Origin of the sequence: Cylindrospermopsis curvispora GIHE-G1 (assembly GCF_014489415.1) — a bacterium.
GTDB lineage: Bacteria > Cyanobacteriota > Cyanobacteriia > Cyanobacteriales > Nostocaceae > Raphidiopsis > Raphidiopsis curvispora_A.
The window spans coordinates 2687032-2711139 of record NZ_CP060822.1 but is presented as its reverse complement, the minus strand read 5'-3'; the positions used below and the strand labels follow the sequence as shown (position 1 = coordinate 2711139).

24 protein-coding genes and 2 tRNA genes are annotated in these 24108 nt (G+C 41.2%); 12 read left to right on the top strand and 14 right to left on the bottom strand.

Annotation, left to right across the window (positions count from 1 at the left end; all coding sequences use genetic code 11):
- Positions 1-17 precede the first annotated feature (17 nt).
- From pstC to pstB, 3 genes are all read left to right on the top strand, one after another.
- The gene (pstC, locus tag IAR63_RS12055; RefSeq protein ID WP_187705444.1) at positions 18-1016 is read left to right on the top strand and encodes a phosphate ABC transporter permease subunit PstC; all 999 of its coding nucleotides are present in this window, start codon (positions 18-20) and stop codon (positions 1014-1016) included.
- A 97-nt stretch (positions 1017-1113) separates the two neighbouring features.
- On the top strand, positions 1114-1983 hold the full coding sequence (gene pstA / locus IAR63_RS12050) for a phosphate ABC transporter permease PstA (RefSeq protein ID WP_187705443.1): 870 nt from the start codon (positions 1114-1116) through the stop codon (positions 1981-1983).
- A 103-nt stretch (positions 1984-2086) separates the two neighbouring features.
- Positions 2087-2866, top strand: a complete 780-nt coding sequence (gene pstB, locus IAR63_RS12045; RefSeq protein WP_096543510.1) for a phosphate ABC transporter ATP-binding protein PstB — start codon at positions 2087-2089, stop codon at positions 2864-2866.
- A 48-nt stretch (positions 2867-2914) separates the two neighbouring features.
- Here pstB and IAR63_RS12040 read toward each other — a convergent pair whose 3' ends face one another.
- Positions 2915-3988, bottom strand: a complete 1074-nt coding sequence (locus tag IAR63_RS12040; protein WP_187705442.1) for a S66 peptidase family protein — start codon at positions 3986-3988, stop codon at positions 2915-2917.
- A gap of 318 nt (positions 3989-4306) precedes the next feature.
- Here IAR63_RS12040 and IAR63_RS12035 point away from each other — a divergent pair, with 318 nt between their 5' ends.
- On the top strand, positions 4307-4630 hold the full coding sequence (locus tag IAR63_RS12035) for a hypothetical protein (RefSeq protein ID WP_057177231.1): 324 nt from the start codon (positions 4307-4309) through the stop codon (positions 4628-4630).
- Here IAR63_RS12035 and menB read toward each other — a convergent pair.
- From menB to IAR63_RS12010, 5 genes are all read right to left on the bottom strand, one after another.
- Positions 4627-5460, bottom strand: coding sequence for a 1,4-dihydroxy-2-naphthoyl-CoA synthase (gene menB / locus IAR63_RS12030; RefSeq protein ID WP_057177232.1), 834 nt, complete (start codon positions 5458-5460; stop codon positions 4627-4629). The genes IAR63_RS12035 and menB overlap by 4 nt on opposite strands.
- Positions 5461-5618: 158 nt before the next feature.
- Entirely contained in the window at positions 5619-6824 is a 1206-nt protein-coding gene (locus IAR63_RS12025) for a 4-hydroxy-3-methylbut-2-enyl diphosphate reductase (protein WP_141303675.1), read from the bottom strand.
- A gap of 146 nt (positions 6825-6970) precedes the next feature.
- Positions 6971-8362, bottom strand: a complete 1392-nt coding sequence (locus IAR63_RS12020; RefSeq protein WP_187705441.1) for an ammonium transporter — start codon at positions 8360-8362, stop codon at positions 6971-6973.
- A gap of 200 nt (positions 8363-8562) precedes the next feature.
- Positions 8563-10776, bottom strand: a complete 2214-nt coding sequence (locus IAR63_RS12015) for a CHASE2 domain-containing serine/threonine-protein kinase (RefSeq protein ID WP_187705440.1) — start codon at positions 10774-10776, stop codon at positions 8563-8565.
- Positions 10769-11020, bottom strand: a complete 252-nt coding sequence (locus tag IAR63_RS12010) for a hypothetical protein (RefSeq protein ID WP_187705439.1) — start codon at positions 11018-11020, stop codon at positions 10769-10771. The genes IAR63_RS12015 and IAR63_RS12010 overlap by 8 nt, the downstream gene beginning before the upstream one ends.
- 43 nt (positions 11021-11063) lie before the next feature.
- On the opposite strand from IAR63_RS12010, the gene IAR63_RS18645 reads away from it, so the two are divergent.
- From IAR63_RS18645 to IAR63_RS11995, 4 genes are all read left to right on the top strand, one after another.
- Complete coding sequence (locus IAR63_RS18645; protein WP_268905657.1) at positions 11064-11192, top strand: hypothetical protein; 129 nt, start codon at positions 11064-11066, stop codon at positions 11190-11192.
- Positions 11193-11331: 139 nt separating this feature from the next.
- Positions 11332-11793 (top strand): DUF29 domain-containing protein, encoded by a 462-nt coding sequence (locus tag IAR63_RS12005; protein WP_187705438.1) that lies wholly within the window; start codon positions 11332-11334, stop codon positions 11791-11793.
- An 80-nt stretch (positions 11794-11873) separates the two neighbouring features.
- Positions 11874-12962 carry a tocopherol cyclase family protein gene (locus IAR63_RS12000; RefSeq protein WP_187705437.1) on the top strand — a complete coding sequence of 363 codons (1089 nt, stop codon included), beginning with the start codon at positions 11874-11876 and terminating at the stop codon, positions 12960-12962.
- Positions 12963-13000: 38 nt separating this feature from the next.
- A tRNA-Arg gene (locus IAR63_RS11995) sits at positions 13001-13074 on the top strand.
- A 45-nt stretch (positions 13075-13119) separates the two neighbouring features.
- On the opposite strand, the gene folE is transcribed toward IAR63_RS11995, so the two are convergent.
- From folE to IAR63_RS11970, 5 genes are all read right to left on the bottom strand, one after another.
- The gene (gene folE / locus IAR63_RS11990) at positions 13120-13827 is read right to left on the bottom strand and encodes a GTP cyclohydrolase I FolE (RefSeq protein ID WP_187705436.1); all 708 of its coding nucleotides are present in this window, start codon (positions 13825-13827) and stop codon (positions 13120-13122) included.
- A 39-nt stretch (positions 13828-13866) separates the two neighbouring features.
- Positions 13867-14592, bottom strand: a complete 726-nt coding sequence (locus tag IAR63_RS11985) for an SDR family oxidoreductase (protein WP_187705435.1) — start codon at positions 14590-14592, stop codon at positions 13867-13869.
- A gap of 341 nt (positions 14593-14933) precedes the next feature.
- On the bottom strand, positions 14934-15914 hold the full coding sequence (locus IAR63_RS11980; RefSeq protein WP_187705434.1) for an acetyl-CoA carboxylase carboxyltransferase subunit alpha: 981 nt from the start codon (positions 15912-15914) through the stop codon (positions 14934-14936).
- 54 nt (positions 15915-15968) lie between these two features.
- The gene (locus IAR63_RS11975) at positions 15969-16988 is read right to left on the bottom strand and encodes a long-chain acyl-[acyl-carrier-protein] reductase (protein ID WP_187705433.1); all 1020 of its coding nucleotides are present in this window, start codon (positions 16986-16988) and stop codon (positions 15969-15971) included.
- 265 nt (positions 16989-17253) lie between these two features.
- Positions 17254-17958 (bottom strand): aldehyde oxygenase (deformylating), encoded by a 705-nt coding sequence (locus IAR63_RS11970; protein ID WP_187705432.1) that lies wholly within the window; start codon positions 17956-17958, stop codon positions 17254-17256.
- Positions 17959-18102: 144 nt separating this feature from the next.
- Between IAR63_RS11970 and IAR63_RS11965 the strand changes: the two genes are divergently transcribed.
- A complete protein-coding gene (locus IAR63_RS11965) occupies positions 18103-18930 on the top strand; it encodes a carbohydrate ABC transporter permease (RefSeq protein WP_187705431.1) in 828 nt (275 codons plus the stop codon).
- A 62-nt stretch (positions 18931-18992) separates the two neighbouring features.
- A tRNA-Ser gene (locus IAR63_RS11960) sits at positions 18993-19077 on the top strand.
- A 51-nt stretch (positions 19078-19128) separates the two neighbouring features.
- Here the strand turns inward: IAR63_RS11960 and psaI are convergent.
- The 3 genes from psaI to IAR63_RS11945 form a co-directional block, all read right to left on the bottom strand.
- Positions 19129-19269 (bottom strand): photosystem I reaction center subunit VIII, encoded by a 141-nt coding sequence (gene psaI / locus IAR63_RS11955; RefSeq protein ID WP_071985125.1) that lies wholly within the window; start codon positions 19267-19269, stop codon positions 19129-19131.
- A 79-nt stretch (positions 19270-19348) separates the two neighbouring features.
- Positions 19349-21193, bottom strand: a complete 1845-nt coding sequence (locus IAR63_RS11950) for a hypothetical protein (RefSeq protein WP_187705430.1) — start codon at positions 21191-21193, stop codon at positions 19349-19351.
- A gap of 51 nt (positions 21194-21244) precedes the next feature.
- Positions 21245-22252, bottom strand: a complete 1008-nt coding sequence (locus IAR63_RS11945) for a LysR family transcriptional regulator (protein WP_187705429.1) — start codon at positions 22250-22252, stop codon at positions 21245-21247.
- Between the two features lie 185 nt (positions 22253-22437).
- Here IAR63_RS11945 and IAR63_RS11940 point away from each other — a divergent pair, with 185 nt between their 5' ends.
- Together IAR63_RS11940 and IAR63_RS11935 are read left to right on the top strand one after the other, a co-directional pair.
- A complete protein-coding gene (locus IAR63_RS11940; protein ID WP_187705428.1) occupies positions 22438-23154 on the top strand; it encodes an NnrU family protein in 717 nt (238 codons plus the stop codon).
- A 419-nt stretch (positions 23155-23573) separates the two neighbouring features.
- A complete protein-coding gene (locus IAR63_RS11935; RefSeq protein ID WP_187707457.1) occupies positions 23574-23957 on the top strand; it encodes a thioredoxin family protein in 384 nt (127 codons plus the stop codon).
- Positions 23958-24108: the final 151 nt, after the last annotated feature.

Sequence of the window (24108 nt, the reverse complement as noted above, 5' to 3'; positions counted from 1 at the left end):
TAATATGATTTCCCACCATGAATGAATCATTTCCACCAAGTAAAGACCACTCCCGCGCCTATGTGAGTGGTGATCAAAATTTAGACCTACAGGTAAGTGGTGGATTAAATTTCCGCCTTGATCAGGGATTCACATTTTTAGTTTATTTCTTTGCTGCGGTCACTGTGACAATATTAATTGTCATGACCTTAGTTATTTTCAAAGAAGCTCAACCTGCTATTCTCCAATTTGGTTTGGGATTTCTCTGGAGTCAAGATTGGGATACGGGTAATCAGTTGTTTGGAGCATTAACTTATATTTATGGAACTTTAGTCAGCAGTGCGATCGCTATTTTGTTAACTGTACCTGTGGGTATATCTGTGGCCTTGGTTACGAGTGAGGACTTTTTGCCCTTACCAGTTAGAAACACCATTGCTTTTGTGGTAGAACTAATTGCAGCTATTCCCAGTGTAATTATTGGTTTATGGGGAATATTTGTATTTATCCCTGTAATAGAGCCTTTACAAAAGGGGATTAGTAACTTTCTCCGATTTATACCTTTATTTAACACTCAGGATCCAGCAGGTAATAATATGTTGACCGCTGGAATTATCTTGTCTATTATGATTTTACCCACGATGGCTGCCATTTCTCGTGATGTGTTAATGGTAGTTCCCCGGGAATTAAGAACCGCATCCATGGCTTTAGGTGGAACACGCTGGGAAACCATATTTCGAGTGTTATTACCTGCGGGATTTTCAGGTATGGTAAGTGCGGCCATGTTGGCTTTAGGACGTGCTTTGGGTGAGACCATGGCAGTAACTATGGTAATTGGTAACTCAGCCCAAATTAGTCTTTCTTTGCTTGATCCAGCCTATACAATTCCCGCTGTTATAGCTAATGAATTTGCCGAAGCGGAGCCGGGATTACATATTGGTGCATTAAGTTATTTAGGACTAATTTTGTTTGTATTAACTCTAGCTGTGAATATTGCTGCTGTACTATTAGTTCAGTGGGTTGGCAAAAAGAACTCTTAGTGGTATGCCAATAGAAATTCTGATTTAGTTTGCGCCGAAAATTGCCCACATAAAATTACCCATCACAAATCACTCAGTTTACCTACCATTTACCTATATGAATTCCGGAACAGATGAATCTTTTGCTAGGGAATTATTAGATCCCCTACCACCTAATAGACTGTTATTTAGTTATTTGATGAATGGTTTATCCTTCATATTAAGTCTGTTGGCATTTTTACCATTAGGATCAATTATATGGGAAATTATATCCCGGGGAAGTTCTAGTCTAAAACTAGAAATGTTCTATCTACCCCTAATTGATAATGGCTTTGCCAATGCAATTCTGGGTACTCTACTTATGGTTAGTATTGCTACTCTACTAAGTGTACCCGTGGGAATTATAACCGGTATCTTTTTGGCGGAATTTGCCAAGAATAGCCAAATCAATAGATTGGTACGATTCCTCACCTCCATACTCACCGGTGTACCCTCCATTGTAGTGGGCATGTTTGCCTATGGTGTGGTTGTGCTAACTACTAAAGAGTTTAGTGCTTTAGCGGGGGGATTTGCCCTTTCCGTAATCATGTTACCTGTCATTACACTGACCACAGAGGAAGCATTAAAATTGGTTCCTGTTCATCAAAGACTAGCTTCTGCAGCTTTAGGGGGAACAAAACTGCAAACCACATTTAGAATAGTGGTAAAATCAGCTGTACCTGGAATTACCACTGGTATATCCCTGGCGATCGCTCGTGCAGCTGGTGAAACTGCGCCATTGATTTTTACAGCGCTATTTAGTCAAAACTGGTCAGATGGTCTAATCAGTCCCACAGCGTCCTTACCAGTATTAATTTTTAATTTGTACAATAGTCCCGATCCTAAAGTTAATCAATTGGTTTGGACTACCTCTATAATACTACTGAGTTTAGTTTTATTTTTTAGTTTGCTCTCTCGTTTTTTAGGTCGCAAGAGTAAATTGCGTTAGTGAAGTTTGTGAGTGATTTGGAAAGGTCTGTGAGATATCTAATGATTGTAAGGCGTGTCCTGGTTTGGGAAAACAAAGAATTCAGTATGGGAGATAATCTAAAATGACTAATCTGACTCCAGCTATCAAGATTAAAAACCTCAGTTTTTACTACGGTAACTACAAAGCTATCGAGAACATATCGTTAGATATTTACAAGAATCGAGTTACCGCACTAATAGGTCCTAGTGGTTGTGGTAAATCTACATTTATCAAAGCCCTAAATCGCATTAGTGAATTAGAAGGTAAAGTCAAGGTGGATGGGAGCGTAGAATTTTTTGGGCAGAGCATTTACGATTCCCGGATTAACATTAATCGGTTGAGAAGGGAAATCGGCATGGTATTTCAAAAGCCAAACCCTTTTCCCATGAGCATTTATGAGAATGTTGCTTACGGGGTGAGAATTTCTGGTGGAGCCCCAAAATTTCAATTAGATGACATTGTGGAGTCTGCTCTCAAAGGTGCTGCTTTGTGGAATGAGGTAAAAGATAAACTGAACTCATCTGCTTTAGGACTTTCTGGTGGACAGCAACAAAGACTCTGTATTGCTCGTGCTTTAGCAGTAAAACCCAAAGTTTTATTAATGGATGAACCATGTTCAGCATTAGATCCCATTGCTACCCTAAAAGTGGAGGAACTAATCCACAGTTTGCGCTCAGAACTGACCATAGCTATTGTTACCCACAATATGCAGCAAGCGACACGAGTTGCTGATTTTACAGCTTTCTTCAGTACGGATGAAAGTCGTATTGGACAAATGGTAGAATTTGGTGCTACAACCCAAATATTTGGCAGTCCCATAGACGAGCGTACCCGCGATTATGTTGCGGGGCGATTTGGTTGAGCTTTTACCCAAACGGTTGGATGTTATGAACTACCGACAGTTTCCAAACTAACTGGAGGTAGTTTGAGTAACTACAGCTGAATCTAACATAACAATTGTTCCAGAGGTAGCATCCATTTCCACCTCGATACCAATAGGCAAAGTGACAATATTCTCCAGATGTCCAATTTGCAATCCCATACAAGCAGGGATTGCCAACGGTTGAACGTGGTCACGGACAACTTCTTTTAGGGTTAGGGAAGCATATCCTCCATCTGGTGCACAATCAGTACACTGACCAAAAATAAACCCCCGTAAATTTTGTAAAATTCCTGCCAATTTCAGGTGTGTTAACATCCTATCTATACGGTAAATACTCTCCCCCACATCTTCCACAAATAAAATTGCCCCTTCAAAACTGGGCAAATAAGCGGATCCTACCATGGCTGAAATAACCGAAAGATTGCCTCCGACTAATCGCCCCCGTGCTTTTCCATGGGTAATGGTTTGAACACGGTTTTTTATCCTCATCAACCTTCCCCTATCATCTGGGTCTGCTTCATTGCCAAAATTAAGCTTTTCCCCAGCAAATAGAACCCGTCGAAACCAATTTACCTGTTCAGCACGCCAGGATGTTAAACCATTGGGACCATGGAAGGTGATTAAGCCAGTTTTAGCATAAATTGCTAAATTTAATGCCGTTAAGTCGCTAAAGCCCACTAACACTTTGGGATTTCTTCTAATTACTTGGTAGTCCAAATAGGGCAAAATCCTGGCACAACCCCAACCTCCACGGATTGGTAATAACATGGAGATTTTACCATCAGCAAAAAACTGATTGATATCAGCTGCTCTGTGTAGATCTGTTCCCCCCAAATAGCCATAGCGTGCTAAAAGATTAGGAGCAAGATAGGGAGTCATTCCCAATGCTTTAACAGCATCCTGGACTATTTCCACCTCCTCTGGTAAAAAGGTTGCACCAGCAGGACTAATTAGACCAACGCCATTACCAGTTTTTAGTCTTCGTGGTTTGATGGTACTATTAGTAGTGGTTCCCAGGGTAGGGAAGCTGTAACCCAGTGGCGAAAAGGATGCTAGACTGGCCAGCGAAACGGTGAGGAATTGACGACGGTTCAATTTCATTGTTGACACCTATATTAACTAAATGATCGCCCCAAAATGCCGAATATAAGGTATTAAGTTAACAACCTGACATAATCCAAAGTTTAATATTTGTCCTTGATCCCCAATGGCTTTCAGCTAAAACAAGTATGTGGTTACTTCACCAATCATATAGAAATATAACAAGAATATAAAAATATAATAAAAATTATTTTTCAGTAAAAATAGCTAAAACCCCCAACACATAATAACTCCTCGGCTTTTTGGTCTATTTCTCTTGGGATCACAATATTAAATACCACTGGAAATAGTTATCAACCACCGTCAAGAGTAACGATTATGAAACCAATCAACCCGTTAGCATCAGCTTGTAGGTACTGTCGCCATTATCAACCGGAAGGACGTAGAGGTGGTGTTTGTAGTCAGTTAAGCGCACCCGTACAAGGTTGTTGGAAGGCCTGCTCTTTAGCTGTTCCCGCTTTCGCACCTACATGGGAGTCTTTGGAGGAAAGTTGGAATTTACCACTGACTAAACCAATGTTACCAATTTTATCCGTTCCCGGTCATCTAGATACTAGGACTGAGAATCTCCCAGTTCCAGAAGTTCAAGAAATTACAAGCATTGAGGAAACTGCTTTTTCCACTCTCCCCGGTTCTCGCTAGGGTAACCAAGGGAAATCCCGAAAATTTGGGGGGCGTTTTTGCAAAAATGCCTGTTTACCCTCTGCTGCTTCTGTGGTCATATAATAAAGTAAAGTGGCGTTACCAGCAAGCTCTTGTATTCCAGCTTGTCCATCGCAGTCTGCGTTAAATGCCGCTTTTAGACAACGTATGGCAATAGGACTTTTGTCTAGAATTTCTTTAGCCCAGTTTATTCCCTCCATTTCTAGATCCTGAACCGGAACAATGGTATTAATTAAACCCATTTCTAAGGCTTGTTGTGCATTGTATTGACGACAGAGGAACCAAATTTCCCGAGCTTTTTTCTGTCCAACTATTCGCGCTAGGTAACTAGCACCAAAACCACCATCAAAGCTACCTACTTTCGGTCCTGTTTGCCCAAAAATCGCATTATCTGCTGCTATGGTTAGATCGCACACTAGATGCAGAACATGACCTCCACCAATAGCATATCCCGCTACTAAAGCAATCACTACTTTAGGTAGAGAACGAATCAGACGTTGTAGATCTAACACGTTTAGGCGCGGAATTCCAGTGTGGTCAACATAACCGCCTTCTCCCCTCACGCTTTGGTCTCCCCCGGAACAGAAAGCATATTTACCATCGGTATGAGGTCCTGCACCTGTTAGCAGCACTACGCCAATATTTGTATCCTCACGAGCATCACAAAAAGCTTCATATATTTCAAATATTGTTTCTGGACGAAATGCATTGCGCTTATGGGGGCGATTGATGGTTATCTTAGCAATACCATCTATTTTTTCATAGAGTATGTCCTCGTAATGTTTAACGGTTTTCCAGTCGGGTTTCATATGGCTCATCATATTAGGGTGAAAACATTAGTTGACTTTTATTCTGTAACAAAACAGACGGATTTGTATCCGTCTGCAAACAAAAATTAAAAAACATTTTGGTAACTTATCAAATATATAGAATCGGAAAAATAGATAATTGCCAAAATGCCAATAAGTCAGTTGATGTTGAACGCCTTTAGGCTAAAAATTTTCTCGATAATGTCTTCTACGACCTTATCAGGTGTGGAAGCACCAGAAGTCACACCAACAATTGTTTCTTCTCTGGGTAACCAGTTTGTTGTGGTTGCTATTTCTCCGTTTAATTGCCGATGTTCAATTGCATTACTGGATTTAATTCTGGCCACACTGTCAATGTGATAGGAAGGAATATTTCTGTTAATAGCTATTTGTTGTAATTGGGTGGTGTTCGATGAATTAAACCCACCAATTACTATTATCAGGTCTAATTCATGTTCAACTAGTTCTAACATGGCATCTTGTCTTTCCTGGGTAGCATCACATATAGTGTTAAAACTTTGAAAATGATCGTTCAGTGCTAATGTGCCATATTTTTGCATCATAGTCTTTTCAAAGATTTTGCCAATTTGTTCTGTTTCTCCTTTGAGCATGGTAGTTTGGTTGGCAATCCCTACTTTTTCTAAGTCTTTATCTGGGTCAAAATTCGCTGAATAGGCTTTGGCAAACTTGGTTAAAAATTCCTCCCGGTCACCACCATGGAGGATATAGTTGCTTACATACTCGGCTTCTTGTAAATTTAACACAATCAAGTATTTGCCAGCGAAGGAACTGGTAGCTACTGTTTCTTCGTGTTTGTACTTGCCATGAATGATTGAGGTAAATTCACCTTTTTTGTGCTTTTCCACTGTGTTCCACACTTTAGAAACCCATGGACAAGTTGTATCCACAATTTGACAACCTTTGTCATGTAAGATTTGCATTTCTTGTACACTAGCACCGAAGGCGGGTAAAATAACTACATCCCCTTGTTCAACTACTGAAAAATCTTTTTTATTAGTAGTTACGGGGATAAATCCCACTCCCATTTCTTGCATACGTTGATTAACCGAGGGATTGTGAATTATTTCATTGGTGATCCAAATCCTTTCTGTGGGAAAGTGTTGACGAGTTTCGTATGCCATCGCTACTGCGCGCTCCACACCCCAACAAAATCCAAAGGCTTGAGCTAGTCGGATAGTAGTATTGCCTTTTTTAATCGTGTAGTTACTATTGCGTATTTCTTGAATTAGACTACTTTCATACTCAGATTGTAACTGTGTAGACACTTCTTCTTTGTGCCCAAACCCTTTGCGATTGTAGTTTTCTGAGTGTTGTAGTGTACGTTTAAAAGTTTTGGTATCCATTTTTTACTGTCTACTAAAATTAATACTTCTTATTTTCTTATAATTTTCCATGATTTTTCAATTTATAGCTTTGAGCAAAACGCTTAGTAAAGAGTTAACTTATGAAAATGAGGGCTAGGTGGGCCGATCCCCTTTGCCCTCTTTCACTACTCTAAAATGTTAATGCGATCGCCGAACTCAGAGTTATAACCTTCTTCTCCGTGTTCGTTAACATCTAGACCCTGTTGCTCCGCTTCCTCTTGCACCCGCAGTCCTACAGTGGCTGAAATGAATTTCAAAATCAGATATGTTCCCACAGCTGACATAACATAAGCTATGGCGATCGCCCCTAATTCGACGAATAATTCCCCAAAATTCCCACGTAGTAATCCGTCCTTTCCTCCTGAATTAACCTCAGTAGTGGCAAATATAGCGGTTAAAATTGCTCCTAGTGTTCCTCCCACACCATGTACGGGATAGGTATCTAAAGCATCATCTACATTTAGTTTATGCTTTAAACTAACTGCATAGAAGCACACAAAGGAAGTAATGAAACCAATTAATATTGCCGCGAGTGGAGTGACAAATCCTGCAGCGGGGGTGATACCTACTAGACCTGCTACTGCACCCGTAGCTGCTCCTACAGCAGTGGGTTTCCCTCTTAGACTAGTTTCCAAGATTAACCACATTAATGCTCCTGCGGCGGCAGATGTATTAGTTGCAACAAATGCTACTGTAGCAATAGTGCCAGCAGATAGGGCACTACCAGCATTAAAACCAAACCAGCCAAACCATAACAGACCTGCACCTAATAAAATAAAGGGGACATTATGAGGTGGTGCGAGACGATCGGGATGGTTTTTGCGAGGACCAAGTACAATTGCTGCTACAAGAGCAGACACGCCAGAACTAATATGTACTACAGTCCCACCAGCAAAGTCTAAGGCACCTAAACCACCATATAGACCTAGAAATCCACCCTTAGCCCATACCGCATGAGCTAAAGGTGTGTAAATAAAGGTCGACCACAGCAGCACAAATAGACAGTAGGCGCGAAAACTCATCCGCTCCGCGATCGCTCCAGAAATTAAAGCTGGAGTGATAATTGCAAACATGGCTTGATAGATCATGTATGCTTGATGGGGTATTGTTGATGCGTAAGAAACTACTTCCTGCGGTGCTGAACCTGCTAGATATCCTGTTGTTTCCAAACCCACACCATTTAAACCAAACCACTGTAAACCCCCAATAAATGGCAACCCAGGAGCAAAGGATAAACTATAGCCCCATAGTACCCAGGTTACCCCCACAATTGCCATCAACACAAAACTCATCATTAAGGTGTTGAGGATGTTGCGTGATCGCACAAATCCACCATAAAAGAAGGCCAACCCCGGTGTCATCAATAGCACCAAAGCGGAAGAAATCAGGACAAATGTTGTGTCTCCTGTATCAGGAGGTGGGGCACTTTTTGCCGTTTCAGCCAAAGCACCACTTACCAGTGGCACTGTCGTGAAAAGTACTGTCAAACCCCCGATGAGCAAAAATTTTTTCCGCACTTGTTTTTGTTCCTATGTAGTCAATTGTCTTGTACTACTTGTCAGTACATAGCATCAGATTTGAAACTTGTACAGATCAGAAGTTACCTAGATTAAGCATACTAGAAACTTAACAAAGAAATTATTTTTATAATAGTTAGTTAGACTACAAATTATTGATTTTCTTATGTACTTTTTGAATATATATGACTACCCTGCAACTAAGGTGAGAAGCTGCAGTTTAAATCTTCAATAACCGCCCTAGCGGACAAATAGCGATCGCCAAAATTATAACAAACCATTTTGTCTAAAATACTTGCCAACTGATCACTAACTATACCAAGGTGTCGCCAAACCACATTGCCAGTTTGGGGATCCAACGGCAATTCTTGGGGAAAATTTCCGGTCACAGCTTGAATACCAATCATACCCAGGGCATAAATATCGCTAGATAAGCGGGGATGACCAGCCAATTGTTCGGGTGGTGAATACCCCCTTGTACCTATGGAAACCGTAGCTGACTCAGTGCCAGGATTAATTTGAGGTTGAATTAATTTCACCGCGCCAAAATCTATTAAACACAGACGATTATCTTGATGGCGTCGCATAATATTGCTAGGTTTAATATCTCGGTGAATTACATGGTGTTGATGTATAAAAGATAAAATCTCTAAGATTTCTAGTAACATAGCAATAACAAAGCTCTGGCTTTTAGCACCCGTTACTGGAGGTAACTCTTGACTTAAAGTATGACCTACTATATACTCTTGAACTAGATAAAACTCCTGTCTATCCTCAAAATAACCCAACAGTTGGGGAATTTGCGGGTGTTGACCTACAATGGCTAAAATTTCCGCTTCAGTGTTAAATAGTCTACGAGCAACCTGCAAAAACTTGTCATCTCTCCGGGCTGGCATTAATTGCTTAATCACACAGGTATGATGCTGATCCTTGTTTTGGTTTTGAGTATCTTCTACTAAATAAGTCCTGCCAAAACCTCCTGAACCCAGATTTCTCATGATCTGATAGCGTCCAGCTAAAAGTAAATCCGTATCTCCAGATGTGACCGCATCAACAAAATCAAACTGGTCAACGTGGGTGGGAAGTTGGGTTTTTTGCTCCCATAGCAAACTCATTTCCTCAATTGCTTGTTGTTGTTTTTGCACCTGGGCAAGAATTATCTGGTTCTGTTTTTGCACCCGGTAGCTAGTATAGCTTATCATAGCAATGCTACTCATAATCAAACATAAAACTGGTCGAAAAAAGGGTATCCATATAGCTTGCCAAGACAAAATAGTGACAATAGCTAAAGTCAGCAAAATCACCACAGTTAGTGCTATTGTTACGGGGATAGGATGATGCCATTTTCTGGTCAAAATTGCACCAATAACTGCATAACTCCAAATCCATAACCATTCTAACCAGTCTGACCAATAATTAATTACAGCTCTACCATCCAGTGCTGCACTAATGATTTGACTGGCCACCTGGGCATGGATCATCATACGGGACAGTCTGGGGCTTTGCTCAGATAAACTACTATAGGGTGTGTAATATCCCGGATGTACACTATTAGCGATAGCACCTATAATTACCAAGCGATCCTTTACCCAACTTGGTTTAACTTTACCTGTCATTACTTGTGTAAGTGTAACCTGTTGGGCTAGATCCTGGGGATGACGATAGTTTAATAAAATTTGATAGCCATTTGTATCCACATGTTGATAACCTCCCCCATTTTTATCTAAGCGGTGAAATACGGCTTTACCTATTTGCAACTCTTGATTTTGACCGAAGGTGTATCTTATACCCTGCCGATCTAAATATGTAATAGCTAATAAGGTGCCAAAGGAAAATTCTGTTTGGCATTTTTCGTCTTTCTCCGTGGGTTCAGCAAATAATAAAGCCCGACGAATCACCTGATCCACCTGATTATCACTAACCACATCATCAAACCCGATATTATCTGTGGGAATGTTACCAGGAGGAGGAACTTCTGACCTGCCAATATTACTTAATAGACAAGTGGCAATTACTTGACCTGATGGCGTTAAATTGTTACCTAAATCTTTTTGTTGAGGACGATAAATATTTAACCCCACTACTCTTGGTTGATAAGACGCCAATTTTTTCAGTAGTTGATTGACAGTTTGATCTGATAGGGGCCATTTTTCCCGTTTTATATCTTCCTCTGCAATTGTAACTAACAACAGTCTTGGATCCATGGGTTCTCGATGACGGAGTCGCAACATTCGATCATAAATTCCTAACTCCATACTTTGTAACCACTTCATTTCCCCCATTCCCCATATGACACCTGTTACTCCCATACTGGTGACGAGAATAACCGACACGAAATTATGTTTACTCTTATTAATAGTGTTTCTATTAGTAATAGAAGCAATACGCATTTTTGTAACAAATCGACTAATCATGCTCAACTGGGGAAACAATTATCTCTGATGTAGCATTATCAAATTTGGAGCTTCTTGCTAACAACTCTCCATTATAATTCTCAGCAGCTAGTATCTTATCATAATTGGAAGCAACGGCTAAAAATGATCCGGCCAAAATATTCATGGGTAAAGGTAAAGATAAGTTTCCTAACCAGTCAAAGGCCCAACTAAATATCTCCGCTATAGCAAATAGTAAGAAGAAGCATATCAACCAAACTGTCATTTTTTCTCCCCTGGAATGCAAACATCTAAACCCATGCTAAATCATGGTGTCTAAATTGGGCAATACCCAAAACCACCAACCACACCTAGCTCAAAAGGAAACTCTCCTTCTACCAGGCGATCGCATTCCCGTATTCCTAAAAGCGACACCTTCTCTACAAGACAACACGTGAACAGTGAGCATTCTTAAGGCTTCTCCTCGGATATCTTTCCAAGCAAACTAACAAGTCAGCGCGATCACTTTTTTCCATAGCTATGTGATTAGCAACTATGTTAATATAGTACTGGTTGTATTAAAGGAGTTACAAGTTAATGACTCAACTGATTGCCAAAAAATCCTTATATGAATCCGATTATTTAGATTGGACTCAAGAGACCATAGCTAAATTAAAAGCTAGAGACTTTGACAATGTGGATATTGAGAATTTAATAGAGGAGATTCAGGATTTGGGGCGATCTTATCGAGATGAACTAGAAAGTCGTTTAGATGTGTTGTTATCACACATTTTAAAACGATTATATGTTTCTTTACCAAATGATTACAATGGTTGGGAAAGAACTATTAGAGAACAAAGGAAGCAAATTAAACGACGTTTAGCAAAGTCACCTAGTCTTAAAAATTATTTGCCGGAAATTTTTGACGAAATTTGGCAAGATGTACTTAAAGAAGTCCGAGAGGATTATCCACAGTATGAGTTTCCTGATTTATGGCAGTTTGATCGTGATATTGACACCTTATTAAACAACATTTTCTGGTATTGTCCCATTGACTGAGGAGTTGTGCCTGTATATCCCCAAACAGTGATCGCGGTTGCCAAAGTTTTCAAACTAAATATTATAAATCATCGAAGATCATGCTCAATATAAGCAACCTGTTATTAAACCAAACACCCCACAGCGGTTACCACTGGGATGGTACAAGTAGAAGATTTTTTGAAGGGTGGTATAATCGTGTGACACTCCCAGAAATTGACCAAACATTTGCCTTCATGTATTCCATTGAAGACCCAATATGTAATCAACCTTATAGTGGGGGCGCTGCTCAAGTTCTAGGTCCAAATGATAGCTATTTGTTGCGCACGTTTCCCGATGTAAAAGCCTTTTGGGCTAGTCCAGACGTTTTAGCTTTAGGACATTGGGGAAAAACTGACCTACAGATTACACCCCAATATCTTACCCCCCATGAATTTACAACCCATATTCAACAGGGTTATCAAGCTACAGCTACTCTCAATCAAGGGATAATCAGCGACCCTGGAACCGGTAATTACTGTCGCTGGCAGTACGAAATCAAACCTATTTATGGTTGGGGTCATCCCAAACACCGCCAACAATCTACAGCAGGATGGTTATCTTTTTTACAAATATTTGAACCAGGGTGGCAAATCTTAATGGCTCATGGTTTGGCTAGTGGTTATATAGACTGGCATGGTAAAATATACCAATTCACAAACGCACCAGCTTATGGAGAGAAAAACTGGGGGGGAGCTTTCCCTCAGAAATGGTTTTGGATCAATTGTAACTGTTTTGACCACGAAACGGATTTAGCTTTGACTGCTGGTGGGGGAAAGCGTGGTGTATTGTGGTGGATGGAATCGGTAGGAATGATTGGCATTCATTATCAGGGACATTTTTACGAGTTTGTCCCCTGGAATTCCCAGGTCAGGTGGCAAATTGAACCTTGGGGTAGTTGGCAAATGCAAGCTAGAAACTGTAATTATGAAGTGACAGTGACCGGAATAACTGACCTACCTGGTACATGGCTACGGGCTCCCACTAACCAAGGACTAACCATCTGTTGTCGAGATACGATGCAAGGAAAAGTGACTCTGGAATTGCGCCGTTTACATCAAAACCACTCCACAGTTATTGTCAAAGCTAGTAGTGATGTTTGTGGTTTGGAAGTAGGCGGTGGTAGTTGGGAAAATAGTTGGCAATTTTAATAAAACTAGGTTATAATTGCTGGGGAGCAATTTTTTTTGGGGTTGTAGCTCAGTTGGATAGAGCGGTCGCCTCCTAAGCGACAGGTCGTGCGTTCAAGTCGCACCAGTCCCGTGTCCCTGTTTCATATTCCCCCAAATTCCCCATTTCCCCCTAAACCTAAAAGAATGCTGCTTGATGACGAATCAAGTTCAAAAATTCTTCCCGGGTTTTCTGCTCTTCTTGGAATGCTCCAATCATAGAGCTGGTAACGGTCCAGGAACCGGGTTTTTGTACCCCCCGCATTACCATACACATGTGGGTAGCCTCCATCACCACGGCCACACCCTTGGGTTCAAGAATAGTTTGAACCGCTTCTGCAATTTGTCGGGTTAATCTTTCTTGCACTTGTAAACGACGAGCATACATCTCTACAATTCTGGCTAGTTTACTTAACCCAACTACTTTTTGATTGGGAATGTAAGCAACGTGTGCCCTACCCATAAATGGTAGCATGTGATGTTCACAAAGACTGAAGAAGTTGATATCTCGCACTAACACCATCTCTTCATGGCCTTCGTCAAAAATCGCACCGTTGACCAGTTCCTCTAAGGACTGATTATAACCACTGGTGAGAAATTTCATCGCTTCTGCTACACGCTTGGGTGTTTTCAGAAGTCCTTCTCGCTCCGGATCTTCTCCTACACCTATGAGCATGGTTCGCACAGCTGCTTTCATCTGCTCTATGCTTTCTTCGGAAGGTTGGTGCAGTTCTGGCTGCTTACCATTATGAGTGTTCCGGTCAGGTCTAGTACTGATAGCTTGTGATAAATCAGGAATCAGCGGAGATTCTAAGCGACTGGAACCGTTAGAACTAGCAATGGTCATGGTATTAGTCTTGATAATTGGTCATTGGTTATTGTCAAGTCAAAGCACGCCGGCGTTAGACATCAGAGTTAATTCTTCAATTACTGCTTCCTGGGGTAATAAAGCACTATGTAGAATTGTCTGTGCTACTGTCTGTGCAGTCAACATCTTACTGCGGTCAAAGTTGGCATTTACTGTTTCTGTATCCCAAATTTCGGTGTTGACCGCCCCAGGACAAATTGCGCTCACTCGAATACCGTGAACCCTCTCCTCCTGGGCTAAAGTCTGAGATAGGGCCAGTAAACCAGCTTTGCTCACACAGTAAACCCCCCACCCAGCAAAGGCCTGTTTAGCTGCTATAGAGGCTATGTTAATAATTGTCCCTTTTCCTCTTTGTCTCATTCTGGGCAAAATCCCCATTGTACACTGAAATACACTGGTGAGATTTAAGTCTATTACTCTCCGCCAATCTTCTAGGGAAGTGTCACTTAAATTGCCTGTGTATCCCATACCAGCATTGTTGACCAAAATATCTATGTCTCCAAATTCATCAGCGATCGCCTGAATTTTGGCTTTTACCTGGGAAACACAACTTAAATCAACCGCGAAAGCTTTTGCTTCCACTCCTGCTGCTCTTGCTGCTGCTACTACCCCCTGTAATTTTTCTTGGGAACGGCTCACTAATGCAACATCTATCCCCTCTTTAGCAAAGGCTATAGCTGTCCCTTTGCCAATTCCAGCACTTGCACCAGTAATTAAAGCACGTTTTTTCTTCTCAAAACTCATTCTATCTCCAATTTTTGCCTATTAATTCCGTTATTTTCCTAATAGACACGACGGATAGCAGGGTAGGCGTTCCGGATCCCATCGCACCTCCTGTAAGTGGTTAGGGCCATATTAGAATATATCTTGAAAAGCTGAAATAAGCTTGTATGTGTTTACCGCTATTGGAAAGGGTCAACACAGGGGTGCTTTTTGCGCGCTTTGTCATAGATCAGTTGGCATTTTGACAAGTGTCCTTTCTAGACTGTTAAGAATCTTTAAGACTCCACCAGTAATTATAACATTGTTGCCGTGTTAGATATAGTTAGTTGTTATTTTTGGGAGAAAATTTATTGTACAATGTACTAGTGACCTAACTCATGAAACACACCTATTTTTCTAAATTTGTCATAACGGAGTTGGCGGCGTTCCGCTGGTGTTAATCGGTTCAATTCGTCTAAGCTATTTAACAGGGCTTGTTTAAGATTGTTCGCTGCCGTTAGGGGATCTGCATGAGCTCCACCTAAAGGTTCTGGCAAAATCTGATCAATAATACCTAAATTTTTCAGATCTTGAGAAATGATTTTCAGTGCTACCGCAGCTTGTGGAGCTTTGCTGGCATCTTTCCACAGAATTGCTGCACATGCTTCCGGAGTAGCAACGGTGTACACTGAATGTTCAAACATTAACAGTCTGTCTCCCACTCCAATACCCAAAGCACCACCGGACCCACCTTCACCAATTACTGTACAAATAATTGGTACGTCAAAACAGAACATCTGTCTTAAATTATAGGCGATCGCCTCTCCTTGTCCTTGATGTTCTGCTTCTATACCTGCCCAAGCACCGGGAGTGTCAATAAAAGTGATAATAGGCATAGAAAACTTATTGGCATGTTCCATCAGTCTGAGGGCCTTGCGATATCCTCCCGGAGCTGCCATACCAAAATTACGGGCCACGTTATCCTTAGTATCCCGACCTTTTTGATGGCCTAACATCACTACTGGCTGTCCGCCTAGACGTGCCACACCACCCACCAGAGCTGGATCGTCTCCTCCACAGCGATCGCCATGTAATTCCATCCACTCATCACTGATAGACTGGATATAGTCCAGGGTGCTTGGTCTTCGGGGGTGACGAGCCACCTGAAGTTTTTGAGCAGGTGTTAAACTGCTAAATATTTCCTCCCGCAGTTGCATTGCCCTAGTTTCCAGTTGGCGGATTTGCCCGGATACGTCCACACCATTTTCATCTGCCAATTCGCGAATTTGGTCAATCCGTTTGGCCAGTTCTGCCAAAGGCTTTTCAAAATCCAACAGTAGGGGTTTGCGCTCAGTGTTTGCCATGGTCTGTCAGTTATCGGTTATCAGTTATTGATTATCGGGTATTTTCCATCATTACTAAACTAATAATGGTCTAAAACCGTGCTTGAGGGATAGTTGACCTATATGCTCCATTTTGTCTACTGTAATCTGATTCCTTCCCCAAGAAAAGTTAGTGTATAACTTCTCAAATTCCAACAACATTGATTCAGCAAAACAGGCGAACAACTGACGTGAAGGGACATCCATATTGACTATTTTCATAATCTTCCACTCAATATCCAAAGAGTGTTCCACAATTCCTCCGTTTAACACATGTACCCCTGGATGTTGAATTTTTGTCCCCAGATTTTTCGGGTAACCCCCGTCAATTAGTAAGCATGGCTGTTTGAGAACTTTTGGGTCAATTTCCACCCCCTTGGGCATACTTGCTACCCAAACCACAATATCCGCTTGGGGTAGAGCTTGGTGTAGATCCATGATTTTCCCCCGCCCTAGTTCCGCTTGTAGTTTCTCTAAACGTTCCTGGTTGCGGGCGATCAACAACAGTTCTTGCACATCCGTTTTTTTATCTAACCAGCGCGTAACTGCACTCCCAATATCACCCGTTGCTCCACACACTGCTACAGTCGCCTTGCTCAATTCTATACCTAGCTGTTTAGCTGCCACCTCTACCTGTTGGCAAATAATATAAGCTGTGTGGGTATTACCGGTCGTAAACCTTTCAAACTCCAAGGTCAGGTTACGAACTTGTTTAAACTGCTCTAAATTAAAATTCTCAAAAATTATAGAAGAAAATCCGCCTAAAGCTGTAATGTTAATATTATGCTTTTGGGCATGAGCCATGGCATTTAATATTTTTCGCGTCGCTGCTTTAATACGTCTAGTGGCTAGCATTTCTGGTAAAAAGCAGGATTCCACATATTTTCCTTCGATTTTTTGACCCGTGACGCTGGTCACTGTGATACTGTCCACAATTTGTGGAGGGGCGCTACACCAGAAATCCAGCCCTTGATCGGCATATTCCGGGTATCCCAAATCCTGAGCCACGGATTGGGCGTGTTCTAAACTTGTCAGATGTCCAATTAGACCAAACATTAGTGATATAAGATTGTGCAATTAAAAGCTAGAAATCAGAACCAATTTTTCTATAGTAACACCTAAATCTTTTCTCATAATTTTTTGTTGATGTATTGACATCCATTCAGTCAATATGGTATCCAGAAGGAAGCACGGATAATATTTAACTAGGTTACGCTTGTGAAACAAAAACGGCTCTAATGAACCCCCGTCTCTTTGGAGCAACTTACTTATTAGTAATTACTAACCCCGGTTTTACAACCGAGGATTTAATGGCCTGTGGCTATATGGTTGCCAGTCCGTAAGCCGAAAGACGCATGATATCACGGGTGGTAAACCCAATATTACTTAATGCTTCTCCGTATTGAATCATAAAGTCTTCCACTAGGGCATCCTTCTCCATCCCCAAAACCTTGGCATCGTCAGCCACTTGATTGAGCATTTGCCATACTATGGGCAGATTTTCACGGTTCCCCACCTCCAGCTCCTCCTTGGACGCTTCAAAGTTCTCTTTTAACCAAACTTCACCAAAGTTAAGATGGGTGTATTCTTCTTTTACTACTCCCTCAGTGATTTTACGGGCGAACGGATCTGCTACAGGAATATATATATTATAAGCGGCGATCGCAAAGCATTCAATAATTAGGGATTGGATCAGTAGACAGGTGACAACTTTAGGTTTAGGTTGTTGAGCCGCGATTTGAAAGTTATTATGTAGGGGGGAGAAAAACTGACGGGCAAATTCCATATCCGGGTTAACAGATAGATTTCGCCCGCAGGACTCAAAACCCTTTTTGTGTCTACTTTCCATCTTAGATAACTTGATCAGCTCCTCTTTATTTGGTGGCAGTAGTTCGCCTAGGGTGAGGTAGTTTTCATGTGCTTCTTGCTCACCCTCAATTACTATGGCATTAATTCGGCTATAAGCGTCTTTATATTTCGCGCTCTGAAAACCAGTTTTTTCAATTTGTTCAACTAGCTGTTGCATGATATGTTTACTCCATCACTCTATTATATTGAGACTGAAATTTTAAGGATAGAAACAATTCTGTACCCCGCTCATCCACCCTTACTTCTATGGTAAGACTAGGAAAAACCAATGATTTTTGAGTCATAAATGGAGTCATAAACAATGTTGTTGCATCTGATCTGGAATGGTAAGGTCAAACATTTTTGGAGTTTTTTCCTCTTATTGCTTGGATCACTTATCATTTTACTACCTTTGATCGTTGTTTTTCTCACCTCTTTTTCTTCAGCGGGTGAAAGTCTGGGGTTGACAGGGAAAAGTTGGACTTGGGCCAATTATCTGGAGTCCTGGGAAAGAGGTCGGTTTCTACTGGCTTTTGCTAATTCTACCCTAGTGGCGATCGCAGTTACAGCTTTTCAGATTATTACCTCTGCTTTAGCTGGTTACGCCCTATCTCGGTTACAATTTCGGGGTAAACAGGCTATATTGCTCCTAATTCTAGCAACTTTGGTTATTCCCTTTCAGCTCTTGGTTATTCCCATTTTCCTCCTGTTAAAGTGGGGAAATATGATTAACACTTACTGGGCAATGATTTTACCTACCGCCGCCAATGGCTTTGGGATTTTTCTCCTACGCCAATATTTTGCCACCATTCCCTTAGAATTAGAGGAAGCTGCCATTTTAGATGGAGCTAATCCCTTACAAATCCTCTGGCATATCCTTCTACCTTTATCACGTCCGGCCTTGGTAACTTTATTTTTATTTACTTTTATTGGTGAATGGAACGATTTATTTAAACCTTTAATGTTTACCACTAGACCAGAATTGATGACGGTACAACTAGCTTTAGCAGGATTTCAAGAGCAGTTTACAAATAACTGGCCATTAATGATGGCAGCAGTTACCATTGCTACTGTACCAGTATTAGTATTATTCTTTGTGGGACAAAAGCAATTGATTCAGGGGATTGGATCTACGGGAATCAAAAGTTAGACCAACCATTGCCAAAAATTAAATTATTGGTTATGATGTGGTATGTTATATTTTAATAATCTGGAGAGGTGGCAGAGTGGTCGATTGCGTCCGACTTGAAATCGGATGAGGCTAAAACCTCCGGGAGTTCGAATCTCCCCCTCTCCGTTCAAGCATCAAAACACACCCACCGACTTTTTGGGTCGGTAGGAGCCTCAACTAGCCAATATCTTCGCTTTCAATATATAAAAACAAAGAAGCGAAGGCAACTGCTGGTAAAACTAAACCAGTTAAAGGAACGAAAATCGAAGGCAAAAATGAAGAATAAGCCAAAATAGAGGGCAATAATGAACCTGACATAGTAAGGATCCTTGAAAATCGAGGTCATCTTAGGAGTTTACTGCACAATTTTCACCCCTTTGACAAATGGTCAAGATTTTTAACAAAGATCGTGATTTGATATGGGAACGGGAGCTTGTGGATTTACCATTATGTTCCTGATAGCTGTGACCTTATGACTTTCCCTTTGACTGTTAGACTCCACAGCGATCGCCCCCAGGAGAATTTGGGTACAACCCAGGGGTACAACCAACTGGGTAATTGTTTGCCACTTTCCCAGGGAATGGGGTTGGAAATCTGTCAGTACATGGGGACCATCTAACAACTCCCGGTTTTGGCAGTCTTCTAACCATAGTTTGATGGTTAAGTTTGGATACATCTGATCAACTTCTAAGCGAATCTTGATCAAAGATCCAGCTAGTAACTCACCACTGGGTAAAAACAGTCCGGGGGTAGGTAGACTTACTGAATCTAGCATCTCTTGTCCAGTTTTTACATCGTTCCATGGTTGTTTTTCCAACTCCAGGGATTGATTAGCACTATCATACTGCCCCTGTTCTTCCGGATTAGTAATTATATCAATACTTACATCATCAATAACTATTTCATCACCCGGTAAATTGACAGTATTCTTTAAAAGTGAAGTTTCAACATTTAACTGCTCTGGTTGGAAAATCTTCTGTTTTGATACTTCCAGGGTTGGTCCTAACTCCATATCTACCGGATAAAGTTCCTGGTCTATTTCCACCGGTACCAGTGATAACCTACTCTCTTTAGATACTGGTTGAATTTTGGGAGGGAGTGGTTGGTGAGGAGCTGGTTCCAAAACGTGAAAATGGGCTAATTCGGGTTTTTTGACCAGATTAAACAGTTCTAACCCTAGATGTGATGGAGAAGATGAAGGAGGGGATAAAATCCCAGTATAATGACCCGGTGAAGTAGAAAGTACCAGAGAGGTTTGTGAGATTAGAGGTAGTAACTGATCAAATTCAGCTGTGATGGTAAAGGGATAGCTGGCCAGTAGGATAACCTGATCATGGGGAGTAAAACTTCCACACAGATTTACGGTGGCCAAAAGTAATTGTGATATGCAGTCATGGGGAATAGTAAGGTTGTGACTAAAAGCAAAAGGTAAGAGTTCTTCTGTGGAGAGGTGCTGTGGGAAATCAAAGAGAATTTTGGATTCACCAGGAGATCGCACCTGAACCGACAGATGAACCTGATATATTTTAACGGGAGATAATGAGGGAGATGTGAGTTGTTTGCTGCTTGATAAAATTCCATAACCGTTAATACTAAACGGCTTACCCCAGTTGACGATGTAGGTATTCTGTTCCAAAAACAGTTCTAGAGGTAGAGATGGGGACTGATGAACAGATGTCCCGGATAAATATTCACCCTGGGATTGGGGACTGGTGAAATCTATTACTCTTTGGAAAATTTCTTCCGCAGTTTTTCCTTCAGAAAACACAGGACTAGCTGGTTGATTGATCAAATCTTCCATATTGGATGAAATAGGATCACCACCAGCATCGTCAGATCCATATTCACTATACTCAGTTTCAGTATCAATCTGACTGTTATTTTCCGTTAACCCATGTTCATCAGGGGAAGAAACCCCCAGTACCAGACTGTATTGCCAAGATTCATCCTCCCCTACCCTTCCCCAGCATTGTAATTCCCAAATTCCCTCCTGGAGGTCAGTAAAAGGTAAAACGGCGATCAAACCATTCTGATTAGACCGACGAGTACCTTGAACAATCAGCTTTTTAGATTGATCTGTCCAGGGAAGAGAATGGGTTACTAGTACCTCCACCTGCTGATTAACAAGATGAGAACGAGCCAAGACCCTATATCTACCCAGCGAAATTTCCAAACGGGAGGAATCGAGACTTTGCCAATGGCGATCGCCCTGTTTCTGGATTAGAAATTGCCAGTTTTCCATAAAAGTAATTAAGCAGCCCAGGATGTAAGTTAATGTGAGTTATTCCGAATCTTATGCAAATAAACTGTCATTATCTGTGTCTATATCTAACAGACTGGTAGTAGGTGGTGAGGTTTTTAAGGCATTTGCATTCCATCCGGGATTAGCAAAGCGGGGAAGAATTTCTTCACTGAAAGCTTCTGCAGCCTTAGAACGATAGCGATTGGGGTTAAAAATCAACCACAGTGTGCGTTTGACAATTACATCCTCAATGGTTGAGCGATGGAGCATGCCCATTTGTAACTCCTTAACAATAGCTGAGGTAGAAACAAAGGCTGCGCCCAGACCGGATTGAACAGCATTTTTAATAGCTTCAATGGAATTTAGCTCCATTTCAAATTTAAATCTTCTAGTATCAAGACCACAACGTATTAGCACATGGTCAATAACTTTACGGATAGTAGATTGGGAATCGAGGGCAATAAACTGTAGTTTATATAGGTCTTCCTTTTGAATGGTATGGAGTTTGGTAAAAGGGTGGAAGGTAGGTAAGATCAGGGCTAATTCATCTTCAGCGTATGGGAGAACCTCCAAATATTCTGCCAGTTCCGTGGGTATTTCACCACCAATAATTGCCAAATCAACCTGTCCATTAGCCACGCTCCATGCTGTACGACGGGTCGAGTGAACATGAAGTTGTACCGCCACATCGGGGTATTTTTGACGAAACATACCAATCATGCGTGGTAGCAAGTATGTTCCCGTAGTTTGAGAAGCACCGACAATCAGGGTACCACCTTGAAGGTTTTGTAAATCCTCAATTGCACGGCAAGTTTCTTGGCACAAACCCAAGATTTTTTCACCATAGTTAAGGAGGAGATGTCCAGCTTCAGTCAGTTGGGCCCGTCTCCCACCCCGGTCAAATAGGGGAACATCCAACTGACGTTCCAGGTTTTGTACTTGCAAGCTGACAGCTGGTTGGGAGACATAAAGACTCTCAGCAGCACGTTTAAAGCTCCCTTCTTGGGCGATGGCTTTGAGAATGCGTAACTGGTCTAAAGTAAAAGGAAGGTCAGACATAGGGCTTAACCTATAAACTAGGGAAAGAGCATCTTGCAAAATTAATTGGCGCGGGTAGTTGTAACATGGGCAATGATTTATATGACTGTTATATCATTTACCGGTTAGCTATTTTTAGCTCTATATTTGTTACCTGCACTTAGCTACACTGAGGTATTGTAAATGTTGGATTCGAATTGTACTTTATGATCTCCAATTCTTGGTTGACCACCAGTCATTTTATCATGTTGGGTTTACAGTTAATTTTTGCGATCGCCCACAGTGGGGGTGCTGCTTTGCGTCCCTGGGCAGAAAAACAGGTTGGACCTAGATTATATCGAGTCGCATTTGCACTTGTCAGCTTACCCCTAGCAACAGTTTTAATTAGCTACTTTTTTAATCATCGTTATGATGGTTGGCAACTATGGCAATTACAAGATATGGGGGGAGTAAAGTTAACCGTTTGGGTATTATCAGCCATTTCCTTCTTATTTTTATATCCTGCTACCTTCAATTTACTAGAAATTGCTGCCATTCAAAAGCCTCAAGTCCACCTTTATGAAACAGGTATTATTCGGATTACTCGTCACCCACAAATGGTAGGACAAGTGATCTGGTGTATTGCCCACACCCTTTGGATTGGCACCAGCTTCACTTTGGTGACATCACTGGGTTTAATTTTACACCATTTATTTGGAGTTTGGCATGGAGATCACCGGTTGAGTCAAAGATATGGTGAAGCTTTTGAGCTAGTCAGACAGCGCACTTCTGTTATTCCCTTTCAAGCAATTTTTGATGGTCGACAATCGTTAAAGTGGCAGGAATTTATTCGTCCTGCTTACTTGGGGGTGGCCATTTTTGTAGGTTTATTGTGGTGGTCTCATCCTTTGTTAATCCTGGCCAGCAATATGGTATTATGGTAGTTAGCAACGATCCCTACTGTTGCCATAGAATTTCAATTTCACTAAGTTGGCTAGACCATTGGTTAAATTATCCGCCTTTCTTAAAAGCGGTTAATGATCCCCAAATTGTGTCATACTAATTATTACCCGGATTATCAATGAAGCAAACCCAAAACATAGTTAATGCATGGTGACTAGCCGATAGATATCTTGGTTTGGATAAAACCAATAACAAAAATAGAAACTGTTTAATGCGATAAGATGCCATGCATATCCTGACAGTAATTTTATAACTGTCCTTAAATATTTTTGGTGTCGGAGCAAAAGAAGGTCAAAAATTGCGGGTGGTCAATACCCCAATTTCACGTAAAAATCTGACTTTTTTAGACCTGTCGGTGATAGTTGCTGGTGATAAAAAACCTTATAAATCAAGAGGCGTCATGGTGTTATCGGTTAGTGATCGAACATTTACTGAAGAAGTTTTAGAATCCTCAGTACCTGTGTTAGTTAATTTTGAGGCCCCCTGGTGTGGATTGTGTCGTCTTATCCACCCCTTGTTGCTACAGTTTCAAGCTGAATGCGGGGTAGGCGTGAAACTGGTAGGGGTTAATGCCGACCAAAATTTTAAGTTGTCTACGACCTATAGACTGAAATCCCTACCAACCCTACTACTAATAGAAAAGGGAATTGTCCGGGAACGTTTAGAGGGTTTTCGTAGTCGGGATGATTTACGTCAAGCATTGGGAGAAATAAAATACAGATATATTAGTAACATGGACAAGAGAAAAAGGGAAACAGGCAAAAAAATAGGCGTACCCATATAAAGTATCTTGAACATAAGAAAGTCCTATTAATGGAAGTGACCTGACAATTCTTTCCTAAGTTCAGACGGGTTAGAATGTGAGTGAGGCAATTCCCGCCCAGTTGTTGCATCCTGGATATAGGAGGGGTGAAAAAAACAAAATTTTGATTTGC

Bases quoted from the DNA above. Each gene is read 5' to 3' on its own strand.
- pstC (WP_187705444.1), top strand. From the start codon at position 18: ATGAATGAATCATTTCCACCAAGTAAAGACCACTCCCGCGCCTATGTG.
- pstA (WP_187705443.1), top strand. From the start codon at position 1,114: ATGAATTCCGGAACAGATGAATCTTTTGCTAGGGAATTATTAGATCCC.
- pstB (WP_096543510.1), top strand. From the start codon at position 2,087: ATGACTAATCTGACTCCAGCTATCAAGATTAAAAACCTCAGTTTTTAC.
- IAR63_RS12040 (WP_187705442.1), bottom strand. From the start codon at position 3,988: ATGAAATTGAACCGTCGTCAATTCCTCACCGTTTCGCTGGCCAGTCTA.
- IAR63_RS12035 (WP_057177231.1), top strand. From the start codon at position 4,307: ATGAAACCAATCAACCCGTTAGCATCAGCTTGTAGGTACTGTCGCCAT.
- menB (WP_057177232.1), bottom strand. From the start codon at position 5,460: ATGAAACCCGACTGGAAAACCGTTAAACATTACGAGGACATACTCTAT.
- IAR63_RS12025 (WP_141303675.1), bottom strand. From the start codon at position 6,824: ATGGATACCAAAACTTTTAAACGTACACTACAACACTCAGAAAACTAC.
- IAR63_RS12015 (WP_187705440.1), bottom strand. From the start codon at position 10,776: ATGATTAGTCGATTTGTTACAAAAATGCGTATTGCTTCTATTACTAAT.
- IAR63_RS12010 (WP_187705439.1), bottom strand. From the start codon at position 11,020: ATGACAGTTTGGTTGATATGCTTCTTCTTACTATTTGCTATAGCGGAG.
- IAR63_RS18645 (WP_268905657.1), top strand. From the start codon at position 11,064: ATGGTGTCTAAATTGGGCAATACCCAAAACCACCAACCACACCTAGCT.
- IAR63_RS12005 (WP_187705438.1), top strand. From the start codon at position 11,332: ATGACTCAACTGATTGCCAAAAAATCCTTATATGAATCCGATTATTTA.
- IAR63_RS12000 (WP_187705437.1), top strand. From the start codon at position 11,874: ATGCTCAATATAAGCAACCTGTTATTAAACCAAACACCCCACAGCGGT.
- folE (WP_187705436.1), bottom strand. From the start codon at position 13,827: ATGACCATTGCTAGTTCTAACGGTTCCAGTCGCTTAGAATCTCCGCTG.
- IAR63_RS11985 (WP_187705435.1), bottom strand. From the start codon at position 14,592: ATGAGTTTTGAGAAGAAAAAACGTGCTTTAATTACTGGTGCAAGTGCT.
- IAR63_RS11980 (WP_187705434.1), bottom strand. From the start codon at position 15,914: ATGGCAAACACTGAGCGCAAACCCCTACTGTTGGATTTTGAAAAGCCT.
- IAR63_RS11975 (WP_187705433.1), bottom strand. From the start codon at position 16,988: ATGTTTGGTCTAATTGGACATCTGACAAGTTTAGAACACGCCCAATCC.
- IAR63_RS11970 (WP_187705432.1), bottom strand. From the start codon at position 17,958: ATGCAACAGCTAGTTGAACAAATTGAAAAAACTGGTTTTCAGAGCGCG.
- IAR63_RS11965 (WP_187705431.1), top strand. From the start codon at position 18,103: ATGTTGTTGCATCTGATCTGGAATGGTAAGGTCAAACATTTTTGGAGT.
- psaI (WP_071985125.1), bottom strand. From the start codon at position 19,269: ATGTCAGGTTCATTATTGCCCTCTATTTTGGCTTATTCTTCATTTTTG.
- IAR63_RS11950 (WP_187705430.1), bottom strand. From the start codon at position 21,193: ATGGAAAACTGGCAATTTCTAATCCAGAAACAGGGCGATCGCCATTGG.
- IAR63_RS11945 (WP_187705429.1), bottom strand. From the start codon at position 22,252: ATGTCTGACCTTCCTTTTACTTTAGACCAGTTACGCATTCTCAAAGCC.
- IAR63_RS11940 (WP_187705428.1), top strand. From the start codon at position 22,438: ATGATCTCCAATTCTTGGTTGACCACCAGTCATTTTATCATGTTGGGT.
- IAR63_RS11935 (WP_187707457.1), top strand. From the start codon at position 23,574: ATGGTGTTATCGGTTAGTGATCGAACATTTACTGAAGAAGTTTTAGAA.